Annotated in this window: 12 protein-coding genes; 3 read left to right on the forward strand and 9 right to left on the reverse strand. The window is 54.3% G+C overall.

Translation table 11 applies throughout. From position 1 onward, the window contains the following. Window positions 1–22 precede the first annotated feature (22 nt). A complete protein-coding gene (locus Q0775_RS06655) occupies window positions 23–841 on the reverse strand; it encodes a sulfotransferase family protein (RefSeq protein ID WP_298858600.1) in 819 nt (272 codons plus the stop codon). Between the two features lie 141 nt (window positions 842–982). Here Q0775_RS06655 and Q0775_RS06660 point away from each other — a divergent pair, with 141 nt between their 5' ends. Both Q0775_RS06660 and Q0775_RS06665 read left to right on the forward strand, forming a co-directional pair. Beyond that, window positions 983–2,560 carry a DUF5928 domain-containing protein gene (locus Q0775_RS06660; protein ID WP_298858601.1) on the forward strand — a complete coding sequence of 526 codons (1,578 nt, stop codon included), beginning with the start codon at window positions 983–985 and terminating at the stop codon, window positions 2,558–2,560. A gap of 11 nt (window positions 2,561–2,571) precedes the next feature. Further along, window positions 2,572–2,952, forward strand: a complete 381-nt coding sequence (locus Q0775_RS06665; RefSeq protein ID WP_298858602.1) for a histidine triad nucleotide-binding protein — start codon at window positions 2,572–2,574, stop codon at window positions 2,950–2,952. Between the two features lie 55 nt (window positions 2,953–3,007). Here Q0775_RS06665 and Q0775_RS06670 read toward each other — a convergent pair whose 3' ends face one another. From Q0775_RS06670 to Q0775_RS06700, 7 genes are all read right to left on the reverse strand, one after another. Then, complete coding sequence (locus Q0775_RS06670) at window positions 3,008–3,637, reverse strand: DUF1523 family protein (protein ID WP_298859971.1); 630 nt, start codon at window positions 3,635–3,637, stop codon at window positions 3,008–3,010. 14 nt (window positions 3,638–3,651) lie between these two features. After that, on the reverse strand, window positions 3,652–3,918 hold the full coding sequence (locus Q0775_RS06675) for a hypothetical protein (RefSeq protein WP_298858603.1): 267 nt from the start codon (window positions 3,916–3,918) through the stop codon (window positions 3,652–3,654). Window positions 3,919–3,921: 3 nt separating this feature from the next. Next, the gene (locus tag Q0775_RS06680; protein WP_298858604.1) at window positions 3,922–5,289 is read right to left on the reverse strand and encodes a DUF6638 family protein; all 1,368 of its coding nucleotides are present in this window, start codon (window positions 5,287–5,289) and stop codon (window positions 3,922–3,924) included. After that, the gene (locus Q0775_RS06685) at window positions 5,290–6,216 is read right to left on the reverse strand and encodes a restriction endonuclease (RefSeq protein WP_298858605.1); all 927 of its coding nucleotides are present in this window, start codon (window positions 6,214–6,216) and stop codon (window positions 5,290–5,292) included. It abuts the gene before it with no gap. Further along, window positions 6,213–8,147: an ATP-binding protein gene (locus Q0775_RS06690; protein WP_298858606.1), complete on the reverse strand. Its 1,935-nt coding sequence runs from the start codon at window positions 8,145–8,147 to the stop codon at window positions 6,213–6,215. The genes Q0775_RS06685 and Q0775_RS06690 overlap by 4 nt, the downstream gene beginning before the upstream one ends. Window positions 8,148–8,180: 33 nt before the next feature. Beyond that, window positions 8,181–9,299, reverse strand: coding sequence for a hypothetical protein (locus Q0775_RS06695; RefSeq protein ID WP_298858607.1), 1,119 nt, complete (start codon window positions 9,297–9,299; stop codon window positions 8,181–8,183). A 372-nt stretch (window positions 9,300–9,671) separates the two neighbouring features. Continuing rightward, window positions 9,672–10,748, reverse strand: coding sequence for a hypothetical protein (locus Q0775_RS06700; RefSeq protein ID WP_298858608.1), 1,077 nt, complete (start codon window positions 10,746–10,748; stop codon window positions 9,672–9,674). A 145-nt stretch (window positions 10,749–10,893) separates the two neighbouring features. Between Q0775_RS06700 and Q0775_RS06705 the strand changes: the two genes are divergently transcribed. Continuing rightward, complete coding sequence (locus Q0775_RS06705) at window positions 10,894–11,235, forward strand: cupin domain-containing protein (protein WP_298858609.1); 342 nt, start codon at window positions 10,894–10,896, stop codon at window positions 11,233–11,235. A gap of 20 nt (window positions 11,236–11,255) precedes the next feature. Here Q0775_RS06705 and Q0775_RS06710 read toward each other — a convergent pair whose 3' ends face one another. Further along, the gene (locus tag Q0775_RS06710) at window positions 11,256–12,050 is read right to left on the reverse strand and encodes an alpha/beta hydrolase (protein WP_298858610.1); all 795 of its coding nucleotides are present in this window, start codon (window positions 12,048–12,050) and stop codon (window positions 11,256–11,258) included. Between the last annotated feature and the right edge of the window lie 8 nt (window positions 12,051–12,058).

Below are 12,058 nucleotides of genomic sequence, written 5' to 3' on the forward strand. Positions count from 1 at the left end.
GAGATTGTCCAGCTAAAGGCCGTCAGTCCCCCAGCTTGGCATGAACTTCATCGAGATCGATTTCGCCAATCGGCATCTTATTGGCAGGATTTTCGAAGTCATATTTGAACAAATCAAAATCACGCTTGAAAATCTCACGCACCAGATGCATCGACAGATCGTCAAAATAATCCTCAACGGGGTGCGCGCGCTTGGGGCCATGCCCTTCGCTTTCGTTAAAGCGGGGGATCGCGGTCAAATCAACTGCATGTGGCGTCTTGATCGCGTCCAACACATCTTGCATGCCATCGTTAAAGCTCTCGGTCCACACAATCTTGTCGTAGGTACCGCCATTCACGATGAAGGTGCTCACATGGCCCGCCTGACCCGACCAGTGGATGTCAGGGTCCATCGGGCGGCGCCATCGAATGGTGTCACGGGCAAACAGCAGAAAGCGGCGGAAGCTTGCGATCTGGTCAAACTCCTGCTTTCCATCATCACCGCCCACTTCGATTCCGTATTTTTGGATCAAAAGTGGCACTAAATTGCCACGGTACCGCTTTCCGTTGCGTTGAATTCCACAGATCTTGTCAAAGAAAGAACTGAGGATGCGCGTGTAGGGATTACGCACACAGGTAAAGGCATAGGACTCGTGGTTTTGTACATTACGGGTGATCGGGTCCTGACTTTCTTCAAGCGCCCACTTGTGCATTCCACCCACCGCATCATGGATATCACCGTCGAAAAACACACCGTGATCAGAATAATACATGATCTGACCAATGGTCGAGCAAGCACATTTCGGCACCACGCGGTACACGACACTTTCACTCTCGGTCATCCAGGTTCCGGGAAAACCCATGTGTGATACTCCTGCTCAGGTCAAATTTGCCGCCTCTTGGGGCAGCTTTACGTTACAAAAGCAAATAATTGCTGTTTATTCAATGAGTGTTCACGATTATCTATGTAAACAATAGAGTGTAAAATAGTGAATTGTTTCTGAATGGCAAAAATTGCCTACATCCTGCTGTGCCACAAAGATCCGGACGCCATTATCAAACAGGCGGATCGGCTGACAGCTGTGGGCGACTATATGTCGATTCACTTTGATGCGAGTGCCGACCCAGCGCAGTATAAAGCCATCCGCGCCGCGCTTGAAAATAACCCTAATGTAACCTTCGCCAAAAAACGCATCAAATGCGGCTGGGGTGAATGGTCGCTTGTACAGGCGACGTTGCACGCGGTTCAAGCCGCGGTTGAGGCTTTTCCCCGCGCAACACATTTTTACATGTTGTCAGGCGACTGTATGGCGATCAAATCTGCGGAATACACGCACCGCTATCTCGATAATAACGATGGCGACTTCATCGAGAGCTTTGATTACTTCGAGAGCGACTGGATCAAAACGGGCTGGACAGAAGAACGGCTGATCTATCGTCACTGGTTCAATGAGCGAACCCAGAAAAAGCTTTTCTATGCGATGTTCAACTTCCAAAAACGATTTGGCTTCAAACGGGAAATTCCCGCAGATATCCAAGTGCAAATCGGCAGCCAATGGTGGTGTCTGCGCCGGCAAACCATCGAAAAGATCCTTGATTTCACCAAACAACGCCGTGATGTGGTCCGCTTCTTTCGCACAACATGGATTCCCGACGAGACGTTTTTCCAAACGCTTGTGCGCCATATGGTGCCTGAAAAAGAAATTCACGCACGCACGCTCACCTTCTTGATGTTCACGGATTACGGGATGCCCGTAACCTTTTACAACGACCACTATGACCTGCTGCTCAGCCAGGATTATCTTTTTGCCCGCAAGATCAGCGCTGATGCAAAAGACCTTAAACGTCGCTTGGGCCTTCTCTACTCCGCGCAAGGGGTGCAGTTTCAAATCAGCAACGAAGGGCGAAGCCTGTTCAAATTTCTGACGGGACGTGGACGCATTGGTCGCCGCTTTTCGACACGGTTCTGGGAGACGGAAAGTACACTTGGCCGCGAGCGCGAACTCCTGATTGTGGTCTGTAAGAAATGGCATGTCGCCAAGCGCGTGCTGGAACGCATCCGTCAAAGCACAAATGTCCCCGCCATCGAATATATCTTTAACGAAGAGGATGCGCACTTGCCCGCGCTCGGCGGGATCGAAAAGACGTTGGGAAAGCGCACACGACACCGCCGCGCCTTGATGCGGATGCTGTTCGATTACTTCGAAACAGACAGGCTGATTGTTTGTATGGACCCAAGCAACCTCGACCTGCTCGAAGATTTTGCATCAGACCGCTCTGTCACCCGCATTCTTGAGATTGATTGTACCTTCACCGAAGAATACCTGATCGGTCATGCCATGCGGGTCGGTCTTGCGGGGGAGCAAACGTCACAGGAAACTCTGGATCGCCTGATGCCGACCATCCGGAACGATATGATCTTTGAAAGCGACGCAATCCGCGATGCGCAGTTCGAGAACCACTGCCGCATCCGCGAGGTCGCCTCACCAGAGGAAAACGCCGACGAGTTGGCAAAATTTCTCGGCGTCAACCGCGACAAAGCACATGAAATTACCAGCACCGATTATCTTTTCGCCGACTAAGGAATTCACCTGTGACCTATACATATGACGACCAGAATATATTTGCCAAAATTCTGCGTGGCGAAATCCCCAACACCACCGTTTTAGAGACCGAGCACACGTTGGCTTTTCGTGATCTCTATCCACAAGCGCCGGTGCATGTACTCGTGATCCCCAAGGGGCCCTATGTCAGCTATGATCATTTCGCGGCCAGTGCGTCGGATGCCGAGATTGTGGACTACACCCGTGCCATTGGGGAAGTTTGCAGGATGGAAGGAGTCGCCCTTGATGCGTCAGACGGCTTTCGTATGATAAGCAATGCAGGCGCACACGGCGTGCAGGAAGTGCCACACTTGCATGTTCATATCCTTGGTGGCCGCAGCATCGGCCGAATGATCCAAAAGCCTGCTTAAACCCAGAAAACGCCGCAAACCAAGGGTATCGGATTTTTTGCAAAAATTCGCCTGTTTAGGGCTTCTTGCGCCACGACCCCAGCCAGCCTGTCACTGCACCTGTAGCATCTGCGATATCGTCTTCGATCGCTTCCATGGTTGGATCAATCCGCGCCATGCGGAACCGGCGCCAGCGCACCCAGATGCCATAGATCACGGCGGCAAACAGTGTCAGGATGATGATGTTCAGCCACGGTATCCCCTTGGACGCGTCAGGCCCTGCTACGGCACGCACGGAGATCGCATTGGGAAAGATGGTCAGAAACTCGTTGCGCCAGCCGTAGTGTTTGATCGCGACATAGCGCGGCGCGGCTTCAGTGGACGCCATATCGCTCGCCTCCGCCTGAAGGTTGGAGGTGTCGAATTTGAAATATGGAGGCCAGCCCCAGCCTGTATCCTCGTTGCGGTAAACCATCACATCACCACCAACGCGGCGCGTCTGGATGAAAAAAACATCGCGGTTCGCTAGTGTCCCATCCGTACCAACATCCGCCTGCGCCCAGAAAAGCGCATTCTCACCCGGGTCGATCCGCTTTTCATAGGTGTCCGTGACCCGCACGATATCGGTCTGCGGCAGCGTATAGTGGAACACTGCAGCGATGATCACCCAAACGGTGATCCAGAATGTCCAACGGATAAGACCCAGCATGCAAAACTCTCTCAGGCAAAATTTGTAAGGTAGATGACAATTGACACAAGGATCACCGGAATAACATAGACCGAGAGGATCAATTTGCGGCGCAGTGATTTGTCGTACTCCGCCAACCCTTCGTCGAGAAATTCATCAAGGCTCTGTTCTTTCGGTCCCTCGTTCCACTCTGCACGCAGCTTACCCTTCCGCACAGAGCGCGAGTAAAGCGACAAGCAGACATAAATCACGCTCAGCACGATAAAGCCAACAACCATTAGGCGGGCAAGTGCGGCCATATTCTAACTCCTTTTTGACGGCCCCCATGGGCCATCTTGTACGGTATTCTTCGGCACGGGTGGCGGTTTCTTACCGCGGCGCGGCAGCGGCGGCGGGCTGATCAGCGCTGCGTGGCCGAATAGTGCGTCACGCACCCCTGCTTTGTCCATAATGTACTCGCGCTCTAGAAAATCAACAACATAGGCCTTCTTCGCTTCGGGCCAATTGGCGTAGGTGCTGTAAAACAAGTCTTTGTGGCAGATAAACAGCTGGCGGATATCTTTTGGCGCAAGTTCAGCCAGTAGCATATTCACCAGCTCGGCATCGGGGGTATCGGCGGCACGTAGAGTGTAGAAATACACGGGGTCACTGCTGTTAATATTCGGGAACGCACCACCATTCTCGGCCCAGTTCACCAATTGCCCCAGCGTGTGGAACTCGGGGGGCAGCTTGTCGCTATGCTCACGTGCAAGGCGGCGCAGGTCGCCGCGCGTCAGACCCGTCAGGTCTACCCCTTGCCCCGCCACCGCGTCGATAAGGATAAAGTCCATCTTCTGTCGCAGGATCGCGGCAGATTTGATGCCCCGCGCCTCAAGGATCGTTTGGGTCAGGCCGTTAAGTTGGAAAAACTTGGCGACATGGTTGCGCTGGGTCGCATCAAAGATGTGCTCGACGGGCAGATCGGTGAGGGCATCCTTCCCCGCAGGGGCGATCACGGCGGGATGCTCCACGTCTTGGAACACATAAAGCCCGCCAAAATGCGCGGACCAGAAGTTGCGCTGGTCAAAGCTCATGGTTTTGAGTTTCACAGGATTGCGCACCACATCGCCTGTCTTGCCCGCGATCTCGATCATCTGGGCGATGAGCACATCGTCGTACCAGCCCTCCTCCGTCTCGCGGAATTCATCGACCATATCAGCCAGCCTTGACGCATCCTTGACCGTGCCGCCCGTGGTGTCTGCGTCGATGGTGATGCGGCGAATATCGAACAGACGCGCAGGCGAGGAGACGTCGTAGACACTGTTTACAAGCTCCCCCGCGACAGCATCCTTGGCCGTCAGCGCGAACAGCGCCGCTTCGTTCTGGGCAATAAACTCCTGCAAAATCGCCTTGGAGGTCGAGAATTTGGTGTTGAGCAAAGGCGACATGCGCTGCTCGACGCTCAGCAGAATGAACTGACGGTTCACGCCCTTGTGGTTGAGGTAAAGCGGGTCTGACAGCTCATCGCCAATCTCGGGCGAGTAGCCGGAGATGTCGATGTAGAAATCCGTGAGGGTGGTCCGCTTCCCCGTCAGATGATGCAGCGCACGGTTATACCGCTCGACCAAGGCGGGCGAATGGACGTGGAAGAGATTGCCGAACATCAGGCCGGCGCGGATGAGGCGGTTCATTTAGATTTCCTTGAACCATTCTGGGTGAATTGTGACCTGCTCCACCATTTCAGTTGTTACACCCAAATTGTTTATCTTAAGGAGCTCGCACAACCTACCTCCGTCGATAAGATCAATCGCAGTTGCCCCATCTCTTGTAGCCTCGTCATTTGCCTGCGCTGTGTAATGACCCGTAGTAATAAAAAGCCCTTTATCCGCCCTACCTTGCATAGCACCGCGGAAGTCTCTTATTTCCCCTGCTGCGACACCGCCCTTATAACGCTTGCATTGGAAATATACCTGAAACGAAACAAGATTAACGCGTAAAACACCAACGCCATCAATGCCACCGTCGCCAGATTTCCCCCGAACCTCTACTTTGGTAAAGCCAGCTTCTCTTAAAAGCCTTTGGGCCAGCCTTTCAAATGCGCTGGGGTCCATGCTCCGCAAAACAGATAGTAGCTGTTCATCCCAAGAGGCATCTTGTTCATTCTTCGGATTATTCTCAGGCCCCAGATCTCCATTTTTTTCGCCTGTGCTACCTTTTTCAATTTCAGCGCTCTTTAACTTAGCCAATCTTTTTCCACGAGCTTTCTCACGCTCTTCAACTTGAACTGCTTCGTAAATTGCTTTTGTCTCGGCATATGAGTTGATTGAAGAACCTAAGGAGGTGAGTGCCCACACTCCTTTCCTTGAGTTTTCAAGTGCTCCACCCTTTTTTAGATAGGTTCGCGCCCAAGCCAAATAATAATTGAGGCGAGGACTGTTCCCATCCACCATCATGTATGATTGCTCTTCTTCCGAACATCCTTCGACTTCTACAACCTTCTCATCCAACTCCGAAATAGCCGCAGACCCGCCGATTTCTTTGAGAGCTTGAACCGTTACAAGCATCAAACCAGCCAGATCTGGAAACCCCGTTTCTTCAATTTTGAACCTTCTAGTCATGGCCTTCCTCCCAAATACCGCTTCTTCGCCTCTTCCATACGCCCCATATCCCGCACAGCATTCTCAATCGCGACCTCATCCGACTTATCGGCATAGCGAAACTCTGAATCCGCGTAGCGGTTGATTTCTTGCACGACCATCTCCACCGTAATGGGCTGGCGCATGTCTTCGATCATCGCTTTCTTGGTGTCGTAGTCTTTGAACAGGAACAGGTCGGGCTGCTCCATCCATTCGTCGGGCAGCTCGAAGTCCATGGCGCGGACTTTTACAGCGTCGGTGATGTTCTTGATCGCGCGGCCTGTGAAGCGGGGGTCGGCCTCTTGGATCGCCTTTAAATACGTCCCTAACTTGTTGATCGTGTCCAGCGCGCCGATCTGCGACTGCACAGCGGTGTAGACCTCCAACAGCTCCGCTTCATGCGGCTTGGCGTGGCCTGCGAACGATGCTGCGACTGCTTTTTTGATCGCTTGGGCCTCGAACACCGTGTGATCGCCCAGCGGGATGTCGTGGTTTTTACCCATTAGCAGATAGAGGATATCGACATAGTCATCACGCGTCTGCGGTCCGTCCACAAGGAAGCGCGCGCCTGCGCGTTGGCGGAGCGCATCGTCCACATTCTCGGGGTAGTTCGAGAACATGCCGAAGGTGCAATTGCCGCGCACAACTGTATTGGCGCCTGCAAAACTCTCCATCAGAACAGCAGTAATCTCCAGCTGACCCGCCGAGGATTGGCGGTCGCCGCGCTTGCCTGCAAGCTGGTCAATGTCGTCGATGGTGCCAAAGCCGATCACGGAAGGGTCAATGATGTTGTTGATAAACGCCTTGGCGTTCTGGCCCGATTTGCCCTGATAGCTGTCGATGTTATCGGTGCTGAGGTTCTGATAGCGGAAGGGATAGTCCGCGTTGCCGCAATACTCCGAAATCAGCCCCGCCATCATCTGGATCAGGGTCGTCTTCCCCGTGCCCGGGGCGCCATCGCCCATGAAGGTAAAGATGAAGCCGCCCAGATCGGCAAAGGGATTGAGGCGACGGTCAAAGTCATAGGCCATCAGCATCTTTGCCAGCTTCATCGACTGGTATTTCGCGATGTGATTGCCGACGACCTCATTGGGTTTCTTGAAGGTCATCGTGAGTTTGGTAGATTTAGCCGCGGAGGCAGGGGTGAACCCGCGCACGGTGAAATCATCGGCCTCAACGTGCCATGCGGCAGCGGCAAATGCCTCAAGGCGCGGGGCAGTTGTGGCGCGCAATGCGACCTTCTCCATCAGGCTTTCGGCGAAGGCGCTGACTGTGGCGACCAGACGCGCATCATCTGTGGCATGGGTGGCGATATCTCGGTCCAATTCCCACAGCGCGCCGTGCAGGGCGGTTTGGCCATTGTCGGTCAGGACTTCCTCCACCTCGCCCACTTCGACGGTGACTTCGCTCAGGTGTGAGGACAGCAGATAGGCAGTGGCATTGGCGAATACATGCAACGTGACCAACGCATCAGCGGCAAGCAGTTCGCCGAACTCAGCCTTACGCGCGGGGGGCAATGCGCCGTCGAGATTGGCGCGTTTGAGATCACCGAGGCTTGAGCTTTCCGCGACATTTTCGGCCACGGCCAGCGCGATGGCAATGGCGTGGCGCAGGGCGTGCAGCACGGTAGCCTGAAGCGGCGACATGAGTGCGTCATCGCCGTCAGCACCTTCAACCGTAGCGATCAGTTGCACAGCGCCTGTTGGCGTGCGCCGCCGCGTTACCAGGCCCGGTGTGGTCGAACGGAACCGCCGCCGCGTGCCAATCCCGCTGGAACGCTCCGCTGCGGGGGCATCCGCCGCTTTGCCGATCCGTGGCGCGTGGTCAAACCCTTCGATCAGGCTTTGTGCCATCTCGATGTGGCTGGCGATGTCTTCCTCACGGAGTTCCATTTGATCGGAGGTCTGGCTCATGGGATGCCCTTTCTGATTGTCTGTTCGCCGCGCTTAATATTGCAGCACGCGGCCACCTGTGCTGACCACGAATTTCCTCACGCCGTTGAAACCCGGCGGGTTATGCTCTTCCAGCACCTGATAGGGGCGTTGGGGCAGGATGATGCTGCGCTGGGTGCGAGTGGCACCGATATCAGGCAACGCTCCCCCCATCGGATCAAGCGCAAAAATCTCCCGCTCAACCGTTGAGAACCAGCCCGCCTTCTCTTCTATTACCCTGTCAGAGAGCAGCTCTTCCTCCGTCCAGACCATCGCCCAATCGTGACCCTCGGGCGCCTTTGCTTCTGCCAGAACATCGTGCAGGGGGCCGTTCTGGCGGGTGTAAGCATGGCTGTACATCGGCCCGAGGTGAAATCGGCGCAGGCGTTTGGGGTGTAGATCGTCAAAATCCTCGTCAAAACCGCGTGCGATTGTGACAAGCTTGAGCCCACCAAGCGCCTGTGCGCTCAAGTGCGCTTGGACTTCTGGCCAGCGGCGGGCATCGGTGGGTAAAGGATCGCTACCTGAATCCTCAAGCTCCATCATGTAGATCACGGGCAGGTTCACTTGGCTGTCATAGGTCGCCCAATGGATGCGGTATTTCCGGCGATCTACGATATCGCCCATGTATTCCGCTTGGGGATCGTTGCGGACCCAGAACAAATTACCACGCAACAGTTCCTCGTAATAGAGCCTCTGTGAGAGACTGAACTGGAGCTTTGTGGGGAGGGTGCGATCGCTCAGGACTACCTGAACCATGCGATCCTTGTGTTCTTTCACGGACGGCATCGTGGCCAGATGGGTTTGCGCCTGCTGCGTGTCATTGGCCATCGTCATCAACTCAGCGGCGACGGGAAAACCGCTGTCGCGCCCGTCTACTGTAAGAGATCCAAAGAACCGCCCTGTCTCACGGCCTACCAGCAGGTATTTCCAGCTTAGCGCCTGAAACGTGTAGGTAAGCATGGAGGCATAGGTAGCGAGGATCGTCACTTCTTCACGGGTCAGCTGCCCCTCCGCCTCCATCACGCCCGCCACACGCAGCATATGCTGCATGATGCCTTTGAACTTGGCGAAATACCTGCGGCTGGCGAAGGTGTCTTTCAAGTCGTAGTGGTTGGCAGTGGGATCAGTCATAGCTTCTACTTAGAAATGTCAGGACGACCGAGGGATACCCAAACCGATTTGAAGGCAGCTTGCTTGACCCGTCTTTATTCAAACCAAGCCACCAAATACAGATTGGGCCGCTAAATTCTCGTCCTTGGAAAGTATCATAGAGAGCGTAGGAATTTGTTGCCGTAACCCACGCTTGAAATAGCCTACAAACTCCACCTAACAAGAATATAATACCGAAAACAAAAGCACCAAACAGAAAATACACAAAAACCGGTTCCGGCACGCGCAGTCCAGCATCGCTTTTGGAAACAAGGCAGAACATTACAGCGCTAGAACAGATCGCAAAAATAGCCCCACCCCAAACCAATGCCAGACGTATTTCGTTTCTAAAACTCACTCCCCATACGCATTGCTGTCATGCTTCTCGACAATCTTCTGGAAACGCCGCGCAAAACGCTCATCCGCTTTGGCCTTCTGCTCCAGAACGTCACGGGCGAAGACCATGTGATCCTCGTGCTTTTCCATCATCTCGGCCATACGCGCATTAGTGGCGGACCCTATCCCTGCCATAGCAGACTGCGCCTCTTGGTCGGTTTTTACACCGATCTCGTTGATGCGGTGGGCGACGTCCTGCTGCTGTGCAGTTTTCAGGGATTTGGTCAGTGCGTCATAGAGGACAACACGCTGTTTGGTGTCGGTTTGCAGCTTGTTGATGAGGACCATCTGTGTGGCGGCTTGGTTCTGTAAACTGTCCACCCATGTCTTGCCCTTATCGATATAGCGCTCAAGCGTCTGGCTCTTGGCTAGCTTGACCTGTTCCTCCTGCACCATCGCGTTGTAACGGCTGTTGGCTTCGGCAAGTTGTGTCTCGAGTGCGGTTCGTTTGGCGGCGTCCATCTCGGTCGAAATGGCATTCTCGAGCTTGATGATTTCGGGATCCATAGCACCGATATCAACGCGCAACGCCTCAAGCTCGGCCACGGTCATCTCGCGGTCATCCAGTGTCTCGACGAGGTTTGCCTCTACCTTTGTCTTTTGTTCTTCCAGCACAGCCAACTGCCCTTCGAGCAGCTGTACAATCGTGTCGGATTTGGCAATCAGGTCCTGCAATTTGTCGTCTATGGAGGCGCTTCGGACGCGTTCCTGACGCATGCTGTCAGATTTAGCGGAGGAAAAGATGCTAATGACACTTTCCCAACCCGTCTTTGAACGCATTTCGTCGAAGTCGCGGGAGAAGCCAGCGGTCACGTCATCCAGACCCATTATCAGCTCGGCGATATTCGCATTCATCACTTCGGTATGAGCATGCACATCTTCGAGCGAGGCATTTTCGATATCAATCTCGGCGGCATCCCCTGCCTTCAGCTTGGCGCGTGCCGTCTCAATCCGGCTGGTCAGTTCGGCGATTTTGCCCTGCGCCTCTGCCACCTGCTCCTGAGATTCGCGCACTTGTGCATCAAGATTAGCCATCGATCACTCCGTCTTTATGTATCTTTAGGTTAATATAGGTAATGTAAACACGATTTACATCCCTCGATCCGGTCTATCTGGCAAGTTTTGCAAAACGCTGCGCTAAATGAAAGCCTGAACAGCCTTTGCCATGGAATCACCTTAAATGACCCAATCAATCATAAAGCTCGAAAAAAGCGTTGCCGCCTCCCATGCGACGCCACCAACAGGCGACATCATCGACGGCGCCCCGGAATTCACTACCTGGAAACTCGAGGATGATGACGGGCTGCGCTGTGGTTTGTGGCAATGCACCCCTGGCAAATGGTCGATGACCTACACTGTTTGGGAGTACATCCGCATTCTGGAGGGGTTTGCCATCATCACACCCCAAGATGGTGATCCAATCGAATTGCGTGCTGGAGACAGCTACATCCTTCGCATAGGGTTCCGCTGTACGTGGGACGTTAAAGAAACACTACTAAAAGAGTTTGTGATCCGCGCCTAAGGACTGGCGCGGCCACTAATTTACTTAAGTCCCAGCAACGCTTTGATCATCGGACTCTCTGGATCAGCGAGATCGTCGATGATGTCAAAGTGATGCTTTCCCTCTTCAACGACACGCCGAGCGCCCCAAGTGCGGGACAACTGCTCGGCCTGCTCCAAGAAGGCGGGGCGCTCATCTGCGCCGACCCAGATAGTGACATCAAGGCCATGTGGCGGTTGCATATTCACAAGGCTTTCAGCCTCCGCCTCGGCCGCATCAATGCCCAATATCTCGTTCATGGAGGTGTCCATAAGAGGCGCAAGGTCCGCAACGGGCGAGATTGCGACGATCTGCTTGATCCGTTCACGAATCTCCGAGGGGAGAATCAGCGGATCCGTCATGCGACAGACCAGATGCCCACCCGCCGAATGGCCGACCAATGCAATCGGACCGCCAAACGTACGGTCCGCAACTTTGGACACCGCCGCCGCAATCTGCCGGGTAATATCGGCAATCCGTACATCGGGGCACAGATCATAACTCGGCATGGCAACGGCCCAGCCACGCGCCAACGCCCCAGCCGCCAAATGCGACCAAACACTTGCGTCAAAGGCTTTCCAATAGCCGCCATGCACAAAAATCACTGTTCCGCGCGGCACGCCTTCGGGCTGAAACATGTCAAAAACCTGACGCTCCGAGGGGCCATAGCGGACACCCTGCTGTGCCCGCGCACCCAAACCTTCGCGGAACGCTTTCGCTGCCGCCGCCCAACGGGGGGGGTAGGCATCTGCGCCTTCAATATAGGCTCCGTTCGCATAGGCATCATCCAGCTTCATCGCACAGA

This window comes from uncultured Sulfitobacter sp. (genome assembly GCF_947499945.1).
Lineage (GTDB): Bacteria > Pseudomonadota > Alphaproteobacteria > Rhodobacterales > Rhodobacteraceae > Sulfitobacter.